The organism is Shewanella sp. HL-SH8, from assembly GCF_051165765.1.
Classification (GTDB): Bacteria; Pseudomonadota; Gammaproteobacteria; order Enterobacterales; family Shewanellaceae; genus Shewanella; species Shewanella glacialimarina.
The window spans coordinates 3,133,324-3,156,751 of record NZ_CP195039.1 but is presented as its reverse complement, the minus strand read 5'-3'; the positions used below and the strand labels follow the sequence as shown (position 1 = coordinate 3,156,751).

Below are 23,428 nucleotides of genomic sequence, written 5' to 3'. Positions count from 1 at the left end.
CGCTTTTGTATTTTAAGGGGACCTATGGAACACATCATTTCGTTAACCAAAGAAAATATTCAGCAAGTTGTTGATGCTTCGATGGAAAAAGTCGTGGTATTGACTTTTTTTGCCCAACAAAAGCCAGAAAGTGTTCAGATGTTGCAAACACTTGAGCAACTTGCCACAGCGCAAGCTGGTCGTTTTATATTGGCCAGTGTTGATTGCGAAGTGGAGATGGAAATCGCCCAGTATTTCCAAATTGAAAGCTTACCCACTACGTTAATTCTAGATAAAGGTCGCCCGATTGATGGTTTTGCAGGCGTTCAAGATGCTGTGAGTGTCGCAAGCTTGTTGGATAAGCATTTACCAGCACTTTGGATGCAAGCTTTTGATGGCTTAAAAGCACAGCTTGGGCAAGCTCAGCCCTTAACACAGGAGGCATTAACCTTACTGGTGGCGCAATTAAAAGAGATCGCGGTACAAGCTGATAACATGGCTGAAGTGCGTTTAGTCTTAGCTGATGTTTATTTACAGTTAGGTGCACTTGCAGATGCCAAACCTTTAATTGAAGGGATAGGGCTTGCGGATCAAGACAGTTATTACCAAAACTTAAAAGCTAAGCTGGCATTAGCAGAAGATGCTGCGGATACACCAGAAATTCGTCAGCTTCAACAACAGCTTGAAGAAAAACCGGGTGATATTATCTTATCAATCGACTTAGCTAAGGCACTGAATAAAGCCCAACGTAATGAAGAAGCGTTAGCTTGCCTTTTTAGCTTTTTACAAAAAGATCTTAATGCTGGCGATGGTAAAGTTAAACAAATGTTTCTAGAGATCATGACCGCCATGGGGCAGGGGAATGCGTTAGCCAATCAATATCGCCGTAAGTTGTACACCTTGCTGTATTAAACACGGACGTCGTTACATTAGGCCAATCTTATTAGATATAGGTCTAATGCAGTGCTATTGCTACTATGAAAAGAGCGGTAGATATGCGAAAATCGCCGCCCTAAAAAGAATATAATCTTAAAAGAGGACTTTAGAGATGCGCATTATTTTATTAGGTGCCCCAGGCGCCGGTAAAGGTACTCAAGCTCAGTTTATTATGGAGCAATATGGTATCCCACAAATCTCTACGGGTGATATGTTACGCGCTGCGGTTAAAGCGGGAACGCCACTTGGTTTAGAAGCTAAGAAGGTGATGGATGCAGGCCAGTTAGTTTCAGATGACTTAATCATAGGGCTAGTTAAAGAACGTATCGCGCAAGATGATTGTGTTAAAGGCTTCTTACTTGATGGTTTCCCTCGCACAATTCCGCAAGCTGATGCAATGACTGCCAATGGTATCGTTATTGATCACGTGATCGAAATTGACGTACCAGACGAAGAAATTGTTAAGCGCATGAGCGGTCGTCGCGTTCATTCAGGTTCAGGTCGTGTTTACCATGTTTTATTCAATCCACCTAAAGTGGAAGGTAAAGACGATGTTACTGGTGAAGAGCTCGCTATTCGTCCAGACGACGAAGAGTCTACAGTACGTAAACGTTTAGGTATTTACCATGAGCAAACTAAGCCATTGGTAGATTATTACGGTAAAGTGGCCGCTGAAGGCCGTACCGTATACAACAAGTTTGATGGCACTCAGAGTGTTACTGCCGTAAGTCAGCAATTGGCTGAAGTACTGAAGTAATAGCTTAATCAATTTGATCACAATACCTTATGTTGGTATTATTTAAAAGCCTGCATTGCAGGCTTTTTTTATTTTTATCACAGCCTATCGCTATGATAGTTGCTGAACATTTAATTCATAAATCGCTTAAATCCCATAAATCCCATAAATTGCAAAAATCGTTGTTTTCGGCGTCCTATGAGATAAGTATTAGCACTATCTGCGGATTAGTTATTGGCCGGATTAACGAACAGTGGAGTACGTTTAGTAGATTTAATATGTCCTGCCTTTATATCAGACTGTTAGAAACCCTAGTAGAAATCTCGATAGCGGTAAAGCAAACCTCTATTAATGCAGGGGGTAAGCGTAATGGCTTTATGCCAGGTTTAAATGATGATGTTATTCATAGCGATATGATGATTGACCTAGTTAAAGAACAGGCGTCGTTTAGCGGCAATGAAGCACTAAAAGTCATTTAATCTCATGAAGTTAATGTGATATCATGCGCCGCCTTTTGTCAAAGGCGGTTTTTATTTAATCATGGCTTACAGCAATAATAAGCTAAACTGATATTTATATTTGGTTGCACGGATGCAAACTCATGAGAATCGATTATGAAGTTTCCTGGTCAACGTAAGTCGAAACATTACTTTCCTGTCAGTAACCGCGATCCACTTCTGGCGCAGTTTACCCATCAACCTCAAGCATTTTCTACTTATATTTGTGGAGTTGATCAAACGTTAGTCGATATTGAAGCGAAAGTTGCCGATGATTTGCTTGAACGTTACGGCTTGCCTAAAGGTAACTCAACACTAATCGATGATGATGGCGCCCATGCGCTTTATAATGAACTTAAATCTAATGACATGATCAGCGACGAGTTTGCGGGTGGCACCATAGGCAACACGGTTCATAACTACTCCATTTTAGCTGACGATCGCTCAGTGTTGTTTGGCGTGATGAGCCAGAATATTATGGTCGGTAGCTATGCTTATCGCTATCTTTGCAATACCTCTTCAAAAGTTGACTTAAATTATCTTCAACCTGTAGATGGCCCAATTGGTCGTTGCTTTACATTAATTTCAGAAGACGGTGAACGCACTTTTGCGATCAGCAAAGGCTCAATGGATAAACTGACCCCACATTATATTAACCAACAGGTGGTTCAAGAAAGCTCAGCATTAGTGATTACGGCCTATTTGATGCGCGCTAGCGAAGGTGACGGTATGACATCTGCTGCGATGAAAGCTATCGAATATGCCAAAGCTGCTGAAGTGCCTGTAGTATTAACCTTAGGCACCCGTTTTTTAATTCAAGAAGACCCTGTTTGGTGGCAAAAGTTTATTAAAGAACATGTAACTATATTAGCCATGAATGAAGATGAAGGTGAAGCGCTTACAGGGTTCAAAGACCCATTGTTAGCCAGTGAGGCTGCACTTGAGTGGTGTGATATGGTGTTGACCACCGCAGGCCCAATTGGTTTATACACAGCAGGATATGCCGAAGACAGTGCCAAGCGTGAAACGAGTCATACTTTATTACCTGGTGCAATTCCTGAGTTTAATCGTTATGAATTCTCTCGCCCTATGCTAAAAGCTGACTGTGAAGAACCCATTAAAGTCTATGCGCACATTGCGCCTTATATGGGCGGACCTGATTATATACGTAACACCAATGGTGCAGGAGATGGCGCTTTATCAGCCTTATTGCACGACTTGTCAGCCAATACCTTCCATAAAACCAATGTCCCTGGGTCAAGTAAACATAAACGCGATGGTTTATGTTATTCCTCGTTTTCGCAAGTGTGTAAGTATGCTAACCGCGTTGCCTATGAAGTGTTAGCTCAACACAGTCCACGTCTATCGCGCGGTTTACCAGAGCGAGAAGACAGCCTAGAAGAGTCTTATTGGGAACGCTAATCAGTGGTTTAGTGAGCTAAACAAATAACAGTCTAAAAATAAACGATAATGTTTTGTCATTATCGTTTTTTTTTCATCAAATTTTAATAGAATAGGCCCAGGTTAATAATTGAAGGAGCTTAAAGTGAAAGGACAAATTTTACGTGAAATGCATGTACTCAAGGCCATTGAGCCAGATTTTGAAGTACAAAGACGTGTCGCCTTTATAAAATCGAAGCTCAAAGAGGCCCATTGTCATTCATTAGTGTTGGGGATCAGCGGTGGAGTGGACTCATCTTTAACCGGTCGTTTATGTCAGTTAGCGGTCGATAGCTTAAATCAGGAGTTAGCCGATAAACGTTATCAATTTATTGCCATGCGCTTACCTTATCAAGTCCAAAAAGATGAAGATGAAGCACAATTAGCCTGCCAATTTATTCAACCGTCTAAACAAGTGACCGTTAACATTGCCGAAGGTGTTATTGGCGTGCATCAAGCCACCTTAGCTGGTTTGAGCAATGCGGGAGTATCTTTACCTGAAGAAGGTAAAGTCGACTTTGTTAAGGGTAATGTAAAAGCCAGAATGCGCATGATAGCGCAATATGAAATAGCCGGTATGGTAGGCGGTTTAGTGGTTGGCACCGATCATAGCGCAGAAAATATTACCGGCTTTTATACTAAATTTGGTGATGGCGCCTGCGATTTAGCGCCATTGTTTGGTTTAAATAAACGCCAGGTTCGTCAACTTGCTGCCTTTTTGGGTGCGCCAGATGTTCTGGTACACAAAGCACCTACTGCCGATTTAGAAGAAGACAAACCACAGCTAGAAGATGAAGTGGCGCTAGGCATGAGCTACGATCAAATTGATGATTTTCTGGAAGGCAAACCGGTCGATGCAAGCGTTGAAACCAAGCTGATTAGCATTTATCAGCGCACCCAGCATAAGCGTAAAGCGATACCCACTATTTACGATTAATATCGCTATGATTACGGATTAAGCCGACAATATATGTGACACAAGTTAAGCTAATTCTAACCTGTGTCATTTAGTTTTATGTCATTCTACTTAATCTAGGGTGGCTAATAAGCTGATTCTCTATGTTAATATATTAAAAGCATTACTTTTAAGGAATTAACTTGTTAGCTAAGGTCCAATCTAGATTATCGCTTCAGGTTGGTCTGATTATTGCCATCACAGTAGCGTTTATCACTGTAACTGGTTGCAATCAAGGTGCTGTTAGCAAAAGTCCGGATAACGCTCTGAGACTGGTAAAAGAAACCCTTGTTGATGGCGTTTTGTCAGCTGATGCGAGTATAGCTGTGACACTAGGCAGAAGCCGTGCATTATCGGTATGGGAGATTGCGACCAATAAATTATTACATCAATGGACTGATGATGACTTTGATGAGTCTAACTATCTGCTGGCTATGTCAGGTAATAACCAATATCTAGCTACTGCCGGTAAACACAAAATATCTATTTTCAACCTTGAAACCGGCAAACTAGATATACGCTGGCCTGCTCAAGGCTTTAACCCTGACGCAAGTGTTTCAAGCCTTTTTTTAAGCCAAACCGGCAGTACTATTTTGGTGGGTATGAATGATGGTTCTATTACTGTTATTCAACGAAGCAGCATGACGATGTCATTGTTCAAGCAACACAGTGGCGCAGTTAATCATATTGAACTATCTAATTTTGAACAGCAGGTATTATCAACAGGACTAGATGGTGACGTGCATATTTGGTCCACTTATAGTGGCGCGTTGATTAGTAGTTTTTCACGTCCGCAGCGGATCACCAGTGCTAGCTACGATGAAACTAATCGACGCTTGTTTATTGCCGATGCACTAGATAACAATGTCATTCTTGACTCTCAAACCGCTTTGCCTGTTAGCCAACTAGATTACCTTGAGCGTTATCGCTATTTTAGACAGACTCTATTTATCAATAATGCCAATAATTTAATTACCGCCACATCAAAACAAACGGTTATCTACTGGGATGCAAACTCTGGAAAGGAGCTTTGTCACTGGGATATCACCGCCTACAGTGCAGGCACAACGGTATTTTCCATGAAGATTAAACCTAATGGAAAACTATTAACCTTAAGTTCAGATGGTGGTCTTGAAACCTGGAGTTTGTAAATGTGCCTAGATTTAGCTGGCAGTAGGTATCAGATTGATTTATCTGTCCTGGTGTAGCTTGGGTCTCAATAGATCAATCAAGGCATTAGGAAACTGTCGATAATCTAAATATGGTGTGAGAAAAACCTGTTGGTGGTATCGAATCGTTTGCTGTTGATTCAATGAAAGAGTGCTAACAAGTAATGTACTTTCAATGGTAAAACCTGAAAAGGTATTTTTACCGCAAATGATATGGATGATTGAGCTATCAGGTTTTATGTCGATAGTTTTCTCAGTAGACTGATCCAAAATCGCAATGGCCATTGGTAAATGAGCAATACTATTTTGTTGAAATAGTGTGTTTTGTATCGTTCGCCAACAAGATAATTCTTTACTCACAAGTTTGCAGATAATAATGATAATTTTTCGCCAATGATTACCATTAGCTTCGATTAGTCTTTTTGCTGCATTTGGGTCACTTTCGCTCCAATCTGTTGGAATGATAGGTGGTGTGGGCAAGTAAAAAATCACTTTAGGTAAAAGGGAACCAAAGTAGTGACTAATAATATTGTTTGAAAGTGTCTCATTGCTAGCGGTATTCATGTTCTTTAGCTTTTAGCATACTTGCTATTATAATAACCTATTCTGTCAGGCTATTTTAGGCCCTTTATTTGCATCGTTGTAATCATTTTTTAGTATAAGGGAAATCATGCGCGCTATTGTTATCGGATCCACTAAGCATATGTTATTTGCCCTATTCTATAGCACTATAGGCACGTCTATTGCGTTGATTATTATTGCTGTATGGTTATTGAATGCTAGGCCAGAACTGTCGCTTTGGCATACCACACATCTTAAAAATGAATATCATCAACAATCAGGTTTAGATAATTTTAAGCAGTATTTAGCACTAGAAGATAAACTATTTGCTGAAGTTGAGCAGAAAATATACCAACAATACCAACCGGAGGTCGCCTCTCCGATAAATCGTTATGAAAAGGGCAGTTCATCTGATCCTGCTTTATGGCATGAAGACTGGAATCGATCTTTTGAGTGGCCAAATGATGATGCAGAATTTGGTTTGTTATTGATCCACGGCATGTCTGACTCACCTTACTCGATGTCGCATATTGCTGAGCATTATCGACATCAAGCCCATATAGTCGGATTAAGATTACCAGGTCACGGCACCACGCCTTCAGGGCTAACAGATATTACTTGGCCTGATTTAGCCGGTGCTGTGGCGTTAGCTACCGCTCATTTATCTGATAAATTAAAAGGTAAACCCTTATATGTTGTCGGTTTTTCTACTGGTGCAGCACTCGCGCTAAACCACCAATTAGAAGTGATAAGTCTGAATAAGCCGACTCATTATGACAAGATGATTTTTATGTCACCAGCTATTGGCTTGGCTCCCATTGCCCAGGCGGCATATTGGCAGGCTAAACTAGGTGCATTACTTGGGCAGGAAAAACTGTTTTGGAATAGTATTGAAGTTGAGTATGACCCATTTAAATATATGTCATTTGCCGTTAATGCAGGTGATATTGTTTACCAGCTAACTCTGCGTAATAAACAATTATTAGACAGTTTATCCGCAGAGCAAAAACAGAAAATCGCGCCTATACAAACCTTTCAGTCAGTCATAGATGATACGGTTTCATCTGTTAATGTCGTCGATGAACTGTACCGATATTTGCCTAAAAACGGTCATGAATTAGTGATGTTCGACTATAATCGCAGTACCGGTTTTAGGTTGTTAATGAATCTTGATCCAATCACGTTTTTTGAACCATTTTGGACAAATAATGATATGGATTATCGCTTAACGCTAATAGAAAGTCAGGCACAACAATCTCGGGCCGTACAAGCTAGAGAGCTTGGTATATTGAATCAGCAAGCCCCACAAGAACTATTGCTCGAATGGCCTAAAGGTGTGTTCTCGCTTTCGCACATTGCGTTGCCATTTCCGATAGAAGACCCACTTTATGGCCCTTTGATAATAGAAAATACTGAAACGGTACAAATAGGCCTAGCGGTATTTCAAGCTGAAAGAGGATTGTTTTCCATGTCTGCAGCCAATATGTTGCGCCAAAAATGGAACCCATTCTACCCCTATATGATGGATAGAATGGACAAATTTATGATTCCACCTCAGGATTGATGATAGTGACAATAGTGCGATTACGACCTTGAGCTTTAGCTTGATACAAATTATCGTCGGCTATTTTTATCCATTTATCTAGCCTAGCATCAAAGTTAGCATTAGCTGTGATAGCCCCGATACTGACCGTGATATCAAATGCTTCAGTTCTGTCTGGCGTGTTAATGGGCATTTGAGACAGTTTGATTTTAAATTCATTCAAGTGATGTTCAATGTTAAGTGCGTTCGACATAGGTAAAATTAAAATAAATTCCTCTCCGCCATAACGGGCAATAATATCAATATCACGTTTAAAATGTTGAGACAGTTGTGCTGACACTTGACGTAAGCATTCATCCCCCGCTAAATGGCCGTAACTATCATTAACAGCTTTGAAAAAATCTAAATCAAGAATAGCCACAGTAATGGCTTGTTCACTTCGAAGACAAAACTCTCTCACTTCCTGGAACTTATGTTCAGCAAATCGGCGATTAAACAGTTGAGTTAATGGGTCTTTGTCGACTAACTCTTTGAGTTTTTGATTGGCTTTCTCTAATTCTTTAGTGCGGTTAACAACCGTTTCTTCCAGTTCTAATTGCTGAGTTATCAGCTGTTGCTTACTAATCAATAACCTTTGATAAAGGCTATACACTTCCTTAGGAGAGCTTTCATCTAGTACTTGGTTATTTAAATCATGCTGGCTAAGGTGGCCAAATTGGTTCGCTACCATTTCGAGGGGAATAGTTAGCAGTTGGCTAATTCGATTTGAAATGAAAAAACTGATAAAAAGAGCACCAAGTAACATAAAAAAACTGGCTTGCATTTGTTTTTCAGCGAGCTGCAATAATGGTGAAAAGGGCTCAATAATATAAATATTCCAACCGTTTTTTAGTTGCTTCTGAGCATAAATGTATTCTGGAATTCTAGATTCCGTTTCGGTGATATTCATCAAGGGTAATTGGGTTAAATACAGTCCATTGTGAATACCATATTTAAAGGGCGACATGACGTTTAAATTGAGCTTTTCCGAGGCATAAATAATATTATTGGTTTCATCGGTCAAAATTATCGATTGGTTTTTCTGTTGATTAAAATCATAGTCTATTGCTGAAAAGTATTTTAGATCTAACGAACCTTCAATTATACCCAAAGGCTGTGCTGTATTTTGCTTGTCATAATATGGCGCACTAATCGCTACAATCGCGTCGTTGCCAAAGCCCCTCCCCAAAAACACTGAAGAAACAAACACCCTTTGGTTATAAAATGATTCTATGAAATAATCTCTATCATTGACGATGACATTGTTATTTTTGGCATCATTTAATCGTATAGTTGGTGATGCGGCAATTATTCGTGCTTGATTATCGGTAATTAACATACTGATAAAGCCGGGGTAATTTTGATGTAAATTACTCAGAAGAGGTTGTATCTCTTGTGGTGAACCACTGGCTATACTGAAATAGCGTGCAGCATTCTCAATCACTTTTTGGTGATTATCGATATATTGCTCGCCAGCATTACTTAAATGAAAAACTGATTCTTGTTGATTTTTCACGATTAAGTTTTGTTGCTTATCCAGTGAAATATAGTTGAAGTAGAGCGTTGAAAATAATAACGACAAGGTAATCATCAGAGTGACGAAATAAGTCATCTGCTTGCTTAGGCTTCTGCGCTGCTTATCTTTTATCTTGGTTTCAAACATCCATAATTTAGGCACCATCAAAACTAATATAGAGGCTATGCTGGTATAAATTAAACTATTTATCGCCTGCTTTATGGTTACAAAGGGTAAGTGCTCGGTTGGCATATCAAAAAATAACTTGGCCATTAAATAGAAAATGGGCATGCCAATAACAAGCCAAAATATAATATTGCCATATAGCGCATAGATATCTTTTCTTCGGCAAAAACCTAAAAATAATGCCTCTAACCCAAAAATAAAGAAAACATGATAACTGTCCCAGGTGAGCATTAAACTGGTTGAGGCTAGTAATGATGTCACTAACGCATACCAGGGGCCACATAAAATGGCGACGACGATGGTCAGTGTATTTCCGAGTATAAATTGGACGTTTGCGAAGAAGGGGATAGGATAAAAGTTAATAATAAGTGCAATAACACCCATTAGTATTGAAAACATCAGATTCTGTGGATTTAACGACAATTTTTTCAATGAAATATCCTTTCTCATTATTATCAAAAAATTTTACCTCCCTTATAGGACAATCACAAGTGATTGACTGTTAATTACGGCTTAAATCTCAGATAAGTAAAGTTTTTTAGATTGTTTGCTTATATTGAATTTAATTGTATTCGCTTATTTTAGATAAATTTGAAGCGTTTAAAGGGCTTTTTGTGTGTTGCTAACTATTTTTTATCGACACTTAGTGCTGTTCTCTTATCCAAGGTTGCTAAAAGCCCGTTATTTTTCGTTCGACCTTGGTCTAGTTTTTCAATAGTTATAGTGTTCGCTAGGTTTGCTGTAAATTTCTATCATATTGTTTATTAATAGATAAATATGATTTATAGGTTATTTTTGACTAGGGGTTAGACTAAGGTCTTGATTGTCGAACCCCTGTGAGTTGCTAAATTAACAATGACTTTACAATTCGACTTTAAAAAAACAATACAGGGGAAGTCGCAATGGCTTTTGAAAATAACGAAAAGGCAGCAGGGTATTGGCGTGAAAATTTACGTTTAGTACTTGTACTGCTAGCAATTTGGGCTGCAGTTTCATTTGGCTGCGGTATTTTATTAGTAGACGTGCTTAATGAGTTTTCCTTTATGGGATTCAAATTAGGCTTTTGGTTTGCGCAGCAGGGTGCAATGTATGTATTCGTGGCGCTGATTTTTGTTTATGTGGCAAAAGCAAATGCCCTAGACAAGAAATATGATGTTCACGAAGATTAAGGAGCACTGAAAAATGGATGTTCAAACATTAACATATATTATTGTTGGCGCGACATTTGCGCTATACATTGGCATCGCGATTTGGGCGAGAGCTGGTTCCACTCAAGAGTTTTATGTAGCCGGTGGTGGTGTGCATCCGGTAATGAACGGTATGGCTACCGCAGCAGATTGGATGTCGGCGGCATCCTTTATCTCGCTAGCGGGTATTGTGTCATTTACAGGTTATGATGGTTCAGTTTATTTAATGGGCTGGACAGGGGGTTATGTTTTATTAGCCTTGTGTATGGCGCCTTACTTACGTAAGTTTGGTAAATTCACGGTTCCTGATTTTATCGGTGACCGCTATTACTCACAAACTGCCCGTACTGTTGCGGTAATTTGTGCCATTTTCATCTGTTTTACTTATATTGCGGGTCAAATGCGCGGTGTCGGTGTGGTCTTCTCTCGCTTCTTAGAAGTCGAAGTTGAAACTGGCGTATATATTGGTATGGCAGTGGTGTTTTTCTATGCTGTTTTAGGTGGAATGAAAGGGATTACCTACACTCAGGTTGCACAATATTGTGTGTTGATATTTGCCTTTATGGTTCCAGCAATCTTTATCTCTGTGATGATGACAGGTCATATTCTGCCGCAAATCGGTTTTGGTGCTGAGCTAGTTGATGCTGCAGGTAATGGTACCGGAGTCTTCTTACTCGACAAGCTTGATGGTCTTTCTGCTGAATTGGGATTCTCCCAGTATACAGAAGGCTCTAAAGAAATGATTGATGTGTTCTTTATTACAGGCGCATTGATGTTTGGTACTGCAGGTTTGCCCCATGTGATTGTTCGTTTCTTTACTGTACCTAGAGTAAAAGATGCACGTTTATCTGCGGGTTGGGCGCTAGTGTTTATTGCTATTATGTACACAACAGTACCTGCTTTAGCTGCTTTCTCTCGTGTTAATATGATTGAGACCATTAATGGACCAGATTCTACCGGTGTCGCTTATGAAGCCGCGCCACAGTGGATTAAAAACTGGGAAAAAACTGGCTTAATTACGTGGGATGATAAAAACAGTGATGGCAAAATATCTTATGCTAATGGTGATTCAAATGAGATGACCATTGACCGTGATATTATTGTGCTAGCAACGCCTGAGATTGCCAGTCTGCCTGCGTGGGTTATTGCCTTAGTTGCTGCAGGTGGTTTAGCTGCTGCACTATCAACGTCAGCGGGTTTACTATTAGTGATATCAACATCGGTGTCGCATGATTTGCTTAAGAAAAATCTCATGCCGGATATCTCTGATAAGAAAGAGTTAATGTATGCGCGTATTGCAGCAGCATTGGGTGTTGTAATGGCTGGTTACTTTGGGATAAATCCACCTGGATTTGTGGCCGCGGTGGTTGCGATAGCCTTCGGTTTAGCCGCTGCATCACTTTTCCCTGCAATTATCATGGGGATCTTCTCTAAAAAGGTAAATAGAGAGGGTGCAATTGCCGGTATGGTATTAGGCTTGCTATCTACCGCTGCTTATATTGTGTACTTTAAGTTTATTAACCCTGCTGCTAATACAAGTGATAATTGGTTCTTAGGTATTTCACCAGAAGGGTTTGGTATGGTTGGTATGTTTATTAACTTCGCTGTTGCTTTTGCTGTCAGTAAAGTCACTAAGCCTGTACCTCAAGATGTTGTTGATATGGTTGAATCGATTCGTTTCCCACAAGGAGCAGGCGAAGCGCAAAACCACTAATTATTCATCCCTTATTTAGACCCCTTTAAAAGGAGCGCCTCGGCGCTCTTTTTTATTGACTAAATATAGTAAGCTTGGGCTTAAGTCTTATAGCCAGTATTCAGTTGGCACAGGTATATTAAATAAAACCGCCAATGAGAAAATAATATGAATGCCAGTGAATTACAGCCAATTGAGCAGTTTTTGCAAACCCATGCACCTTTTGATCTATTGTCTAAAGCCTTAGTTGAGCGCTGTGCTAGGGAAATTAATATTGGCTATTACGCAAAGGCATCAGCATTTGTTGAGTTTGATCCTGATAATCCTAAATTATATTTGGTTAGAAGTGGCGCATTTGAAGTTAGAGATCCACAGGGTGTATTAGTTGATAGAGTCGCAGAGGGAGAATGTTTTGGTTTTTCGACATTATTGTCAGGCGAAAAAGTGGTTAACAAGGTCGCTATTTTAGAAGATGGCTTGGTTTATCATATCCCCCAACATTTATTCACCGAATTAAAAACCCATAATCGTCAGTTTGATACGTTTTTTACCCGTGCGTTTGCTCAGCGATTACGTAATGAACATAAGTTTAAAGCCAAAGATCTCACTACGACCAGTCGCATTACTAATATGATGTCTAAAAATCCAATTTGTATTGCTACCAACGCCAGCGTGCAAAATGCTGCAAAGTTAATGCGCGATAATAGGGTTTCATCTGTGTTGGTGTTAAATGATCACGGTTTAGTCGGTATTGTCACTGATCGCGATTTACGAAATAGAGTCTTAGCAGAAGGTTTTGATGGCAATATTTGTGTAAACCAAGTAATGACTGTTCAGCCCAAAACCGTGGCCTCTAATGCACTGGTATTTGAAGCTATGTTATTGATGAGTGAATATAATATTCATCATTTACCTGTAATAGACAATAATCAAGCTAAAGGTATGGTCACCAGTACTGATATTTTACGTGCCCAGAGTTCACAACCATTATTATTAATTGGTGAAATAGACCGCCAGGATTCAATTGAAAAGTTGATCTTTGTCAGTAAGCAAATCCCAGTATTATTACAAAACCTTATAAGTGCTGATGCACGGGCAGAAGAGATTGGCAGAGTGTTAACGCCGGTCACAGATGCATTAACCCGCCGCTTAATTGTACTAAATCAGCAATTATTGGGTAAAGCTCCGATGGCTTTTTGTTGGTTAGCTTTTGGCTCGCAAGGTAGGCAAGATCAAGTGGCTTGTTCAGATCAAGATAATGGTTTGTTATTAGCACATGAACCGGATGAGTTCGCAGCGGCTTACTTCGATAAATTAACCCATGCGGTTTGTAAGGGACTTGATCAATGCGGTTATATCTATTGTCCTGGCGATATTATGGCGCAAAATCCTAAGTGGCGGTTATCACTCCTCGAATGGCAAAATAAATTCAAAAAGTGGGTACTCACACCTGATCCTAAAGCCCTAATGCACGCCAGTATTTTCTTTGATATGCGCGCAGTGTATGGACCGCAAACCTTGTTTGATGAATTACAGAACTCAGTGATGTCGCATACCCAAAATAATGACATCTTTTTAGCTGGTATGGCGGGTAACTCATTACAGCAATCACCGCCTTTAGGTTTTTTCAGAAAATTTGTACTTGAACGAGATGGCAGTGAAGTCAAAGGCATGGATTTGAAGCACAAGGGCAGTGCGTTAATCAATGATATTGCCAGAGTCTATGCTCTAAGTGCCGGCATTAAGGAGGTCAATACCGCTAAACGTATTCGCGCGTTAATGGACGCCAATATCATTAATCGCAAAGATGCCCTTAATTTAGCGGACGCCCATGAGTTTATAGCGCATATGCGCTTAGCTAATCAGGGATATCAGGCGACTAATAATTTGGTTGTGAGTAATTTTTTAAAGCCACAGGATTTGTCATCTTTATTGCGCCATCAATTACGGGATGCCTTTAAAGTGGTCCATGATGCTCAATCAGGTTTGAAACTTAAGTTTACCCGGAGTTTTTAGTGGTCAATCATTTATGGCTTAAAGGTCGGTTTTGGTTAGATTCACTGGTAAATCAGCAGGGCGAAAAGTCGATATTAGCGGATTATCAGCGGGCATTAACAAACCAATTTAATCGCACTATCTTTGATGCTAAATTGATGGCGATTGATTTGGAAATGACCGGCCTTAATGCTGAGAAGGATCAGATCATTAGTATGGGTATTGTACCTATCATTCAAGGACAAATCCCCCTGTCTCAAGCTCAACATTTGATGATTTCAATCGATGGTAGTGTAGGCCAAAGTGCGACTGTTCACGGTATTGTTGATCATCAATTACAAGATGCTTTACCCATTGATTTAGCAATGAATTGGTTACTAAAAGAAACCCAAGGGTATATTTTGGTAGCACACCATGCGCCAATGGATATGGCATTTATTCAAAAAAACTTACACAGTGTATTTGGACAAAAAGTACTCTTGCCTTTTATTGACACCTTAGCGATTGAAAAAACACGCTACCTGCGTCAGCATGACCACTTAGTTAAAGGGTGTGTTCGATTAGGGCAAAGTCGAGAACGTTATCACTTGCCTGTATATGGTGGACATAATGCATTAATAGATGCAATTGCCTGTGCTGAGTTATTTTTAGCGCAAGTATCGGCATTAGGCGGAACTAAAAACATCAAATGCTATGAGTTAATTGGGGTAACTAAATAGCTCTAATTAACAGCTTAAATTCAAACATAAAATAAGCCAGTCAATTGACTGGCTTATTTTATAAGTACGATAGAGTATCGTTTTATATATTAGGTCTATCGACCTTCTTGCTCAGCTTTATTGAAAAAGTAATCCACCGCAGGTTTAATTAATTCTAGTGCAGTTTGCTCACAATCTGGCACTTTGGCTTCACTAGTATTAATAGGAGTAACGCGGTCAGTCCATTTAAAAAGTAAAGCTGCTGATGTCAGTCCAGCACCAAATGCACAGGATAAAATAGTTTGTCCAGGCTCAATTAAGCCTTTATCTAGTGCATCACAAATAGCAATTGGGATAGTCGCAGCTGATGTATTGCCATAGTTTGCTATATTGACGATGGCTTTTTCTTTAGGAATTTTCATCCGACTGACCAAAGTATCTATGATACGTTCGTTAGCTTGATGAGGAATAACCCAATCGACATCATCTTTATCAACATTGCATTTCTCAAGTACTTTAGTACTTAAAGATCCCATACCCTGAATGGCGCGTTTGAAGATTTCTTGGCCATTAAACTCAATATAGAAATCTAACGAGCTACTGTCTAAGCGATCCATTTGGCTGCCAAAATTCGATTTTAAAATTTCACGTCCATCAGGATCATTATTAAGCTCATAGCCTAATACTCCGCCTTCTTCATCACGGGCTTCTAAAATGACCGCACCAGCACCATCGCCAAATAACACCGCAGTTTCACGACGAGACCAGTCTAAGTAAAAAGATAAACGTTCAGCACCAATAACTAATACTTTTTTATTCTGGCCGCTTTTAATTAACGAGCTTGCTAATCCTACGCCGTATAGAAAACCACTGCATGCCGCATTTATATCAAATGCGCCGCATGTTGCACCAATATTTGCTTGTACAGTAGAGGCTATATTAGGAATTAAACTATCAGGGCTGGCCGTTGCTAGAATAATTAAATCCAACTCACTGCCATCAATCCCGGCAGCAGCTAAAGCATGTTGTGCAGCAACGCTGGCCAGTACAGAAGTATTAACGTGACTAATATTACGTTTACTAATACCTGTACGAGATTTAATCCACTCATCAGATGTTTCCATAAAGGTGGCAAGGTCATCGTTGGTTAGCGATGCGGGAGGGACAGCTTTTCCCCATCCGGTGATATGTGCATACTGCATAAAACTTCTCTCAATGTATAAATAAAACAAGCGATTAAGGTAATATTTGACCCACTCAGTCTTGAAGTCGTCTAGTCTAAATGCTTAACAACTAACTTTGTAATAGCTTCAGCAGCGTGAAGAATATGTTCACGCAATAAGTGTGTCGCTTTTTCAATATCTTTTCTTTGGCATAACTCAAGTAATTCACGGTGCTCTCGCTCCGCAGTGGGGATCCCACCTGTTAACAATAGTTGTAAACGAATATAGCGATCACAATTAGTATTTAAACCATGAACGACTTCGAGTGTATGGCTGCGGTTGGCGGCTTTATATAGGCAAGTATGAAATTGCGTATTAAGCTCGCTCCAACTTGCCACAGAATCCTGGCGCTTAAATGCGTTTTCTAATGCATTTAATACTCTGTCCGCTTCTTCAAAATCGGCTTCTTGTAAATTAGGAATAGCCTTGGCAAGCAAGTCTGACTCAATCATTGCTCTGAGTTCAAATAGCTCTGTGACCTGTTCAACAGATAAAACCGTGGCCGTGGCACCTTTATGCGGCTCAAACTTAACTAACCCTTCAGCTTCTAATTGTACTAAAGCTTCTCGTACAGGAATGCGACTGACGTTCAATTGTTCAGCAATAGCAGTTTGACGTAAGGGTTCGCCACCTTTTATATCACCAGAAAGGATCTGTTCTCTGAGTACTTCAACTACAAGTTGAGTACGCGTTTTGTGAATGATAGGGGGTATATTACTCATTAGCTCTTTTGTTTTCGCGAAATAACCGAGCAAGGTTACCGCTTCATGGCGCCTTAATAAAGTGAAACATGGTCATTCGCTATAATTATCCTTTATTGGGCTAGCTCAAATGCGAAGACGGTGTGATAATTAATACAGAAAATTAATGAGGATTAATAAGTGAATAAAGCAGTTTTTCTTGACCGAGATGGTGTGATCAACAAAGATCATGGCTATGTATATCAAACGGATGACTTTGAATATATTGAAGGTGTGTTTGATGCCTGCCTCGCATTGAAGAAAATGGGCTATAAACTTGTCGTTGTGACTAACCAATCGGGTATTGCTCGCGGCATGTACAGTGAAGACGATTTTCATTCCTTAACTGAGTGGATGGATTGGAACTTTGCTGATAAAGGCATTGAGCTGGACGGTATTTATTATTGCCCGCATCATCCAGAAAAAGGTTTAGGTGAATATAAGCAAGATTGCGATTGTCGCAAGCCAAAACCAGGAATGATGTTAGAGGCGGCTAAGTTTTTAAAACTTGATCTAGCCAATTCAATTATGGTCGGTGATAAGGCTGATGATATCCGTGCAGCTAAAGCTGCGGGTATAGGTCACAGTATTTTAGTCAGAAGTGGTAAGAAGGTAGACGAAGCCGGAATTGATATCGCATCTATTGTAGTTGATAGCATTGCAGATGTGCCCGCTTTTATAGAAACACTTAATTAGTAAGGCCGAAAAAGGCCTTTCAGGCCTTTTTTGATGGTTAAGTGTACGCTTAGTTTAAAAAGTGTTCGGTTGGTTAGTTTATTTGAAAGTTTTTGCAAAAAGGGGTTGCGGTAAAATCTACTATCCCTATAATGCGCACCACTGACACGGAACACGGCGTCTAACGCAAGTTACCAAGTCCGCTCTTTAACAATTTATCAAGTAATCTGTGTGGACATTCACAGGTATTGAGTTATTCGAAATTGTCTTCTGTTCTTCGGAATGTTGGCAATCAAAAATTTAAACTCAATGCAACGATGAATGTTCATAGTAATATGAAACTACAGAAATGTAGTAAATAACTCGTTAGCTCTTATGAGCGAAGCGAATTATGACAGTAGAATTCATTGAGCTGTTCGACGTAGTCGAACAAAAAACTTTAATTGAAGAGTTTGATCATGGCTCAGATTGAACGCTGGCGGCAGGCCTAACACATGCAAGTCGAGCGGCAGCGGGAAGATAGCTTGCTATCTTTGCCGGCGAGCGGCGGACGGGTGAGTAATGCCTAGGGATCTGCCCAGTCGAGGGGGATAACAGTTGGAAACGACTGCTAATACCGCATACGCCCTACGGGGGAAAGGAGGGGACCTTCGGGCCTTTCGCGATTGGATGAACCTAGGTGGGATTAGCTAGTTGGTGAGGTAATGGCTCACCAAGGCGACGATCCCTAGCTGTTCTGAGAGGATGATCAGCCACACTGGGACTGAGACACGGCCCAGACTCCTACGGGAGGCAGCAGTGGGGAATATTGCACAATGGGCGAAAGCCTGATGCAGCCATGCCGCGTGTGTGAAGAAGGCCTTCGGGTTGTAAAGCACTTTCAGTAGGGAGGAAAGGCAGTAGTTTAATAAACTACTGCTGTGACGTTACCTACAGAAGAAGGACCGGCTAACTCCGTGCCAGCAGCCGCGGTAATACGGAGGGTCCGAGCGTTAATCGGAATTACTGGGCGTAAAGCGTGCGCAGGCGGTTTTTTAAGCCAGATGTGAAAGCCCTGGGCTCAACCTAGGAATTGCATTTGGAACTGGGGAACTAGAGTCTTGTAGAGGGAGGTAGAATTTCAGGTGTAGCGGTGAAATGCGTAGATATCTGAAGGAATACCGGTGGCGAAGGCGGCCTCCTGGACAAAGACTGACGCTCATGCACGAAAGCGTGGGGAGCAAACAGGATTAGATACCCTGGTAGTCCACGCCGTAAACGATGTCTACTCGGAGTTTGGTGACTTAGTCACTGGGCTCCCAAGCTAACGCATTAAGTAGACCGCCTGGGGAGTACGGCCGCAAGGTTAAAACTCAAATGAATTGACGGGGGCCCGCACAAGCGGTGGAGCATGTGGTTTAATTCGATGCAACGCGAAGAACCTTACCTACTCTTGACATCCAGAGAATTCGCTAGAGATAGCTTAGTGCCTTCGGGAACTCTGAGACAGGTGCTGCATGGCTGTCGTCAGCTCGTGTTGTGAAATGTTGGGTTAAGTCCCGCAACGAGCGCAACCCCTATCCTTATTTGCCAGCGAGTAATGTCGGGAACTTTAGGGAGACTGCCGGTGATAAACCGGAGGAAGGTGGGGACGACGTCAAGTCATCATGGCCCTTACGAGTAGGGCTACACACGTGCTACAATGGCGTATACAGAGGGTTGCAAAGCCGCGAGGTGGAGCTAATCTCACAAAGTACGCCGTAGTCCGGATTGGAGTCTGCAACTCGACTCCATGAAGTCGGAATCGCTAGTAATCGTGAATCAGAATGTCACGGTGAATACGTTCCCGGGCCTTGTACACACCGCCCGTCACACCATGGGAGTGGGCTGCAAAAGAAGTGGGTAGTTTAACCTTCGGGAGAACGCTCACCACTTTGTGGTTCATGACTGGGGTGAAGTCGTAACAAGGTAGCCCTAGGGGAACCTGGGGCTGGATCACCTCCTTACCTATACGACTAACTCAATACCTAAAGTGCAGAGATGCATGTGAGTGTTCACACAGATTACTTGATAGAAAGAAAGAGAAATTACGTTGGGTCTGTAGCTCAGCTGGTTAGAGCGCACCCCTGATAAGGGTGAGGTCGGTGGTTCAAGTCCACTCTGACCCACCAATTCTTCATTTCTCCTGTGTTAATTTACCGCTCGTTTAGTGAACTAAACGCCGCAATAAATTGCCTTGGATAAATTCGAATTGGCAAGCCAAATAAAATGGCTGACCTTCTTAGAAGGTAAACGTAAATTCTCACTGTATGTAAAGGGGTTATAGCTCAGCTGGGAGAGCGCCTGCCTTGCACGCAGGAGGTCTGCGGTTCGATCCCGCATAGCTCCACCATTCTCTTGAATGAGAAACATACATATTGGTCCGAGATGCCAAAGATAAACGAAATTTTATCTTTGGCTTTTTTAAGCCCGCTCTTTAACAATTTGGAAAGCTGATAGTACTAACTCAAGGCGCATAGATGATGATTCGTTGTCGTTTGTGTGATTACGTTAGTGCGAAAAATAATATTGATGTGAAAGCATCAGTATCTTGAGTTCTCAAAACACTGTTTAAGTGTCTTGAATATTCTAAAAACTAAGGCGAGTCACACTTCCTGGTCGGGAGTGAGACAAGTAAAAACCAGCTAGTTGCGATACAGTCTAATTAGTTCATTCTCTTGTTTACAAGGGTTGTGAAACTCATTTGGGTTGTATGGTTAAGTGACTAAGCGTATACGGTGGATGCCTTGGCAGTCAGAGGCGATGAAGGACGTAATAACTTGCGAAAAGCGTTGGCGAGCTAGTAATAAGCATTTGAGCTAACGATATCCGAATGGGGAAACCCGGCCACATAAGTGGTCATCATACAGTGAATACATAGCTGTATGAGGCGAACCTGGGGAACTGAAACATCTAAGTACCCAGAGGAAAAGAAATCAACCGAGATTCCCCTAGTAGCGGCGAGCGAACGGGGATTAGCCCTTAAGTCTATGGGGTGTTAGTGGAATGAGTTGGAAAGCTCAGCGGCACAGGGTGATAGCCCCGTACATGAAAACTAACCATAGATGAAAACGAGTAAGGCGGGACACGTGACATCCTGTTTGAATATGGGGGGACCATCCTCCAAGGCTAAATACTCCTGACTGACCGATAGTGAACCAGTACCGTGAGGGAAAGGCGAAAAGAACCCCTGTGAGGGGAGTGAAATAGAACCTGAAACCGTATACGTACAAGCAGTGGGAGCGGTTCTTGAGACCGTGACTGCGTACCTTTTGTATAATGGGTCAGCGACTTACGTTTTGTAGCGAGGTTAAGCGAATAGCGGAGCCGTAGGGAAACCGAGTGTTAACTGCGCGTTTAGTTGCAAGGCGTAGACCCGAAACCGAGTGATCTAGCCATGGGCAGGTTGAAGGTTGAGTAACATCAACTGGAGGACCGAACCGACTTATGTTGAAAAATGAGCGGATGACTTGTGGCTGGGGGTGAAAGGCCAATCAAACTCGGAGATATCTGGTTCTCCTCGAAAGCTATTTAGGTAGCGCCTCGAGCGAATACCATTGGGGGTAGAGCACTGTTAAGGCTAGGGGGTCATCCCGACTTACCAACCCTTTGCAAACTCCGAATACCAATGAGTACTACTCGGGAGACAGACAGCGGGTGCTAACGTCCGTTGTCAAAAGGGAAACAACCCAGACCGTCAGCTAAGGTCCCAAAGTGTATGTTAAGTGGGAAACGATGTGGGAAGGCTTAGACAGCTAGGATGTTGGCTTAGAAGCAGCCATCATTTAAAGAAAGCGTAATAGCTCACTAGTCGAGTCGGCCTGCGCGGAAGATTTAACGGGGCTAAACATACCACCGAAGCTACGGGTTTGCAGTTTACTGCAAGCGGTAGAGGAGCGTTCTGTAAGCGGTTGAAGGTGAAGGGGTAACCCACACTGGACGTATCAGAAGTGCGAATGCTGACATGAGTAACGATAAAGGGAGTGAAAAACTCCCTCGCCGAAAGACCAAGGGTTCCTGTCCAACGTTAATCGGGGCAGGGTGAGTCGACCCCTAAGGTGAGGCCGAAAGGCGTAATCGATGGAAAACAGATTAATATTTCTGTACCTCTGCTAACTGCGATGGAGAGACGGAGAAGGCTAGGCTAGCGCGGCGTTGGTAGTCCGCGTTTAAGGTAGTAGGCAGTGTTCTTAGGCAAATCCGGGAACACCTCTTTAGTGAGAATGCTGAGAGCTGATGACGAGTCACTAAGGTGATGAAGTAGTTGATGCCATGCTTCCAGGAAAATCTTCTAAGCTTCAGGTTAGTAGGGATCGTACCCCAAACCGACACAGGTGGTCGGGTAGAGAATACCAAGGCGCTTGAGAGAACTCGGCTGAAGGAACTAGGCAAAATGGTACCGTAACTTCGGGAGAAGGTACGCTGCTGTTGGTGATGGGACTTGCTCCCTAAGCTGACGGCAGTCGCAGATACCAGGTGGCTGCAACTGTTTATCAAAAACACAGCACTGTGCAAAATCGCAAGATGACGTATACGGTGTGACGCCTGCCCGGTGCCGGAAGGTTAATTGATTGGGTTATCGCAAGAGAAGCTCATGATCGAAGCCCCGGTAAACGGCGGCCGTAACTATAACGGTCCTAAGGTAGCGAAATTCCTTGTCGGGTAAGTTCCGACCTGCACGAATGGCGTAATGATGGCCACGCTGTCTCCAGCCGAGACTCAGTGAAGTTGAAATTGCGGTGAAGATGCCGTATACCCGCGGCTAGACGGAAAGACCCCGTGAACCTTTACTATAGCTTGGCACTGAACATTGAACCTACATGTGTAGGATAGGTGGGAGACTTTGAAGCTTCGTCGCTAGATGGAGTGGAGTCAATCTTGAAATACCACCCTTGTAGTTTTGATGTTCTAACTCTGGCCCCTTATCGGGGTTGAGGACAGTGCCTGGTGGGTAGTTTGACTGGGGCGGTCTCCTCCCAAAGAGTAACGGAGGAGCACGAAGGTTGGCTAAGTACGGTCGGACATCGTACGGTTAGTGCAATGGCATAAGCCAGCTTAACTGCGAGACATACACGTCGAGCAGGTACGAAAGTAGGTCATAGTGATCCGGTGGTTCTGAATGGAAGGGCCATCGCTCAACGGATAAAAGGTACTCCGGGGATAACAGGCTGATACCGCCCAAGAGTTCATATCGACGGCGGTGTTTGGCACCTCGATGTCGGCTCATCACATCCTGGGGCTGAAGTCGGTCCCAAGGGTATGGCTGTTCGCCATTTAAAGTGGTACGCGAGCTGGGTTCAGAACGTCGTGAGACAGTTCGGTCCCTATCTGCCGTGGGCGTTGGATGATTGAGGGGAGCTGCTCCTAGTACGAGAGGACCGGAGTGGACGAACCGCTGGTGTTCGGGTTGTCATGCCAATGGCATTGCCCGGTAGCTACGTTCGGAATCGATAACCGCTGAAAGCATCTAAGCGGGAAGCGAGCCCCAAGATGAGTCATCCCTAGAGCTTTAAGCTCTCTAAAGGGCCGTAGGAGACTACTACGTTGATAGGCAAGGTGTGTAAGCGTTGTGAGGCGTTGAGCTAACTTGTACTAATGACCCGTGAGGCTTAACCATACAACCCAGATGGGTTTTACTGATA

General features: G+C 42.1%; 16 protein-coding genes, 2 tRNA genes and 2 rRNA genes. 16 read left to right on the top strand and 4 right to left on the bottom strand.

Going from position 1 to position 23,428, the window contains the following annotated elements; translation table 11 throughout:
* Positions 1 to 24 precede the first annotated feature (24 nt).
* From ACRWQN_RS13920 to ACRWQN_RS13895, 6 genes are all read left to right on the top strand, one after another.
* Complete coding sequence (locus ACRWQN_RS13920) at positions 25 to 891, top strand: co-chaperone YbbN (protein ID WP_434938378.1); 867 nt, start codon at positions 25 to 27, stop codon at positions 889 to 891.
* 136 nt (positions 892 to 1,027) lie between these two features.
* The gene (gene adk, locus ACRWQN_RS13915; RefSeq protein WP_434938377.1) at positions 1,028 to 1,672 is read left to right on the top strand and encodes an adenylate kinase; all 645 of its coding nucleotides are present in this window, start codon (positions 1,028 to 1,030) and stop codon (positions 1,670 to 1,672) included.
* 257 nt (positions 1,673 to 1,929) lie between these two features.
* The gene (locus ACRWQN_RS13910; RefSeq protein WP_434938375.1) at positions 1,930 to 2,130 is read left to right on the top strand and encodes a hypothetical protein; all 201 of its coding nucleotides are present in this window, start codon (positions 1,930 to 1,932) and stop codon (positions 2,128 to 2,130) included.
* A 135-nt stretch (positions 2,131 to 2,265) separates the two neighbouring features.
* Positions 2,266 to 3,570, top strand: a complete 1,305-nt coding sequence (locus ACRWQN_RS13905; RefSeq protein ID WP_434938374.1) for an inosine/guanosine kinase — start codon at positions 2,266 to 2,268, stop codon at positions 3,568 to 3,570.
* A gap of 124 nt (positions 3,571 to 3,694) precedes the next feature.
* Complete coding sequence (gene nadE, locus ACRWQN_RS13900; protein ID WP_434938373.1) at positions 3,695 to 4,525, top strand: ammonia-dependent NAD(+) synthetase; 831 nt, start codon at positions 3,695 to 3,697, stop codon at positions 4,523 to 4,525.
* Between the two features lie 161 nt (positions 4,526 to 4,686).
* Positions 4,687 to 5,694 carry a WD40 repeat domain-containing protein gene (locus ACRWQN_RS13895; protein WP_434938371.1) on the top strand — a complete coding sequence of 336 codons (1,008 nt, stop codon included), beginning with the start codon at positions 4,687 to 4,689 and terminating at the stop codon, positions 5,692 to 5,694.
* 39 nt (positions 5,695 to 5,733) lie between these two features.
* On the opposite strand, the gene ACRWQN_RS13890 is transcribed toward ACRWQN_RS13895, so the two are convergent.
* Positions 5,734 to 6,276, bottom strand: a complete 543-nt coding sequence (locus ACRWQN_RS13890; RefSeq protein WP_434938369.1) for a DUF6942 family protein — start codon at positions 6,274 to 6,276, stop codon at positions 5,734 to 5,736.
* Between the two features lie 106 nt (positions 6,277 to 6,382).
* Between ACRWQN_RS13890 and ACRWQN_RS13885 the strand changes: the two genes are divergently transcribed.
* Positions 6,383 to 7,837, top strand: coding sequence for an alpha/beta hydrolase (locus ACRWQN_RS13885; RefSeq protein WP_434938368.1), 1,455 nt, complete (start codon positions 6,383 to 6,385; stop codon positions 7,835 to 7,837).
* Here ACRWQN_RS13885 and ACRWQN_RS13880 read toward each other — a convergent pair.
* On the bottom strand, positions 7,815 to 9,989 hold the full coding sequence (locus ACRWQN_RS13880) for a sensor domain-containing diguanylate cyclase (protein ID WP_434938366.1): 2,175 nt from the start codon (positions 9,987 to 9,989) through the stop codon (positions 7,815 to 7,817). The genes ACRWQN_RS13885 and ACRWQN_RS13880 overlap by 23 nt on opposite strands.
* A 470-nt stretch (positions 9,990 to 10,459) precedes the next feature.
* Here ACRWQN_RS13880 and ACRWQN_RS13875 point away from each other — a divergent pair, with 470 nt between their 5' ends.
* The 4 genes from ACRWQN_RS13875 (at position 10,460) to ACRWQN_RS13860 (ending at position 15,151) form a co-directional block, all read left to right on the top strand.
* Positions 10,460 to 10,726, top strand: a complete 267-nt coding sequence (locus ACRWQN_RS13875) for a DUF4212 domain-containing protein (RefSeq protein ID WP_226414645.1) — start codon at positions 10,460 to 10,462, stop codon at positions 10,724 to 10,726.
* Positions 10,727 to 10,739: 13 nt separating this feature from the next.
* The gene (locus ACRWQN_RS13870; protein ID WP_434926596.1) at positions 10,740 to 12,458 is read left to right on the top strand and encodes a sodium:solute symporter family protein; all 1,719 of its coding nucleotides are present in this window, start codon (positions 10,740 to 10,742) and stop codon (positions 12,456 to 12,458) included.
* Between the two features lie 147 nt (positions 12,459 to 12,605).
* A complete protein-coding gene (locus ACRWQN_RS13865; RefSeq protein ID WP_434938365.1) occupies positions 12,606 to 14,453 on the top strand; it encodes a DUF294 nucleotidyltransferase-like domain-containing protein in 1,848 nt (615 codons plus the stop codon).
* On the top strand, positions 14,453 to 15,151 hold the full coding sequence (locus ACRWQN_RS13860; RefSeq protein ID WP_434938363.1) for an exonuclease domain-containing protein: 699 nt from the start codon (positions 14,453 to 14,455) through the stop codon (positions 15,149 to 15,151). The genes ACRWQN_RS13865 and ACRWQN_RS13860 overlap by 1 nt, the downstream gene beginning before the upstream one ends.
* Before the next feature lie 95 nt (positions 15,152 to 15,246).
* Here the strand turns inward: ACRWQN_RS13860 and ACRWQN_RS13855 are convergent, their stop codons facing one another.
* The gene (locus tag ACRWQN_RS13855) at positions 15,247 to 16,332 is read right to left on the bottom strand and encodes a ketoacyl-ACP synthase III (protein WP_434931569.1); all 1,086 of its coding nucleotides are present in this window, start codon (positions 16,330 to 16,332) and stop codon (positions 15,247 to 15,249) included.
* A gap of 71 nt (positions 16,333 to 16,403) precedes the next feature.
* Entirely contained in the window at positions 16,404 to 17,075 is a 672-nt protein-coding gene (locus tag ACRWQN_RS13850; protein WP_434938361.1) for a GntR family transcriptional regulator, read from the bottom strand.
* A 159-nt stretch (positions 17,076 to 17,234) separates the two neighbouring features.
* Here ACRWQN_RS13850 and gmhB point away from each other — a divergent pair, with 159 nt between their 5' ends.
* The 5 genes from gmhB (at position 17,235) to ACRWQN_RS13825 (ending at position 23,403) form a co-directional block, all read left to right on the top strand.
* Positions 17,235 to 17,789 carry a D-glycero-beta-D-manno-heptose 1,7-bisphosphate 7-phosphatase gene (gene gmhB, locus ACRWQN_RS13845; RefSeq protein ID WP_434926591.1) on the top strand — a complete coding sequence of 185 codons (555 nt, stop codon included), beginning with the start codon at positions 17,235 to 17,237 and terminating at the stop codon, positions 17,787 to 17,789.
* Positions 17,790 to 18,208: 419 nt separating this feature from the next.
* Positions 18,209 to 19,753, top strand: a 16S ribosomal RNA gene (locus tag ACRWQN_RS13840).
* Between the two features lie 88 nt (positions 19,754 to 19,841).
* Positions 19,842 to 19,918: transfer RNA gene (locus ACRWQN_RS13835), tRNA-Ile, on the top strand.
* A 145-nt stretch (positions 19,919 to 20,063) separates the two neighbouring features.
* Positions 20,064 to 20,139 (top strand) — tRNA-Ala (locus ACRWQN_RS13830).
* A 362-nt stretch (positions 20,140 to 20,501) separates the two neighbouring features.
* A 23S ribosomal RNA gene (locus tag ACRWQN_RS13825) occupies positions 20,502 to 23,403 on the top strand.
* Together the 16S and 23S rRNA genes with 2 tRNA genes alongside form the textbook arrangement of a ribosomal RNA operon.
* Positions 23,404 to 23,428: the final 25 nt, after the last annotated feature.

Excerpts from the sequence above, each read along its gene's own strand:
- ACRWQN_RS13920 (WP_434938378.1), top strand. The coding sequence starts at position 25 with ATGGAACACATCATTTCGTTAACCAAAGAAAATATTCAGCAAGTTGTT.
- adk (WP_434938377.1), top strand. The coding sequence starts at position 1,028 with ATGCGCATTATTTTATTAGGTGCCCCAGGCGCCGGTAAAGGTACTCAA.
- ACRWQN_RS13910 (WP_434938375.1), top strand. The coding sequence starts at position 1,930 with ATGTCCTGCCTTTATATCAGACTGTTAGAAACCCTAGTAGAAATCTCG.
- ACRWQN_RS13905 (WP_434938374.1), top strand. The coding sequence starts at position 2,266 with ATGAAGTTTCCTGGTCAACGTAAGTCGAAACATTACTTTCCTGTCAGT.
- ACRWQN_RS13890 (WP_434938369.1), bottom strand. The coding sequence starts at position 6,276 with ATGAATACCGCTAGCAATGAGACACTTTCAAACAATATTATTAGTCAC.
- ACRWQN_RS13885 (WP_434938368.1), top strand. The coding sequence starts at position 6,383 with ATGCGCGCTATTGTTATCGGATCCACTAAGCATATGTTATTTGCCCTA.
- ACRWQN_RS13875 (WP_226414645.1), top strand. The coding sequence starts at position 10,460 with ATGGCTTTTGAAAATAACGAAAAGGCAGCAGGGTATTGGCGTGAAAAT.
- ACRWQN_RS13870 (WP_434926596.1), top strand. The coding sequence starts at position 10,740 with ATGGATGTTCAAACATTAACATATATTATTGTTGGCGCGACATTTGCG.
- ACRWQN_RS13865 (WP_434938365.1), top strand. The coding sequence starts at position 12,606 with ATGAATGCCAGTGAATTACAGCCAATTGAGCAGTTTTTGCAAACCCAT.
- ACRWQN_RS13855 (WP_434931569.1), bottom strand. The coding sequence starts at position 16,332 with ATGCAGTATGCACATATCACCGGATGGGGAAAAGCTGTCCCTCCCGCA.
- ACRWQN_RS13850 (WP_434938361.1), bottom strand. The coding sequence starts at position 17,075 with ATGAGTAATATACCCCCTATCATTCACAAAACGCGTACTCAACTTGTA.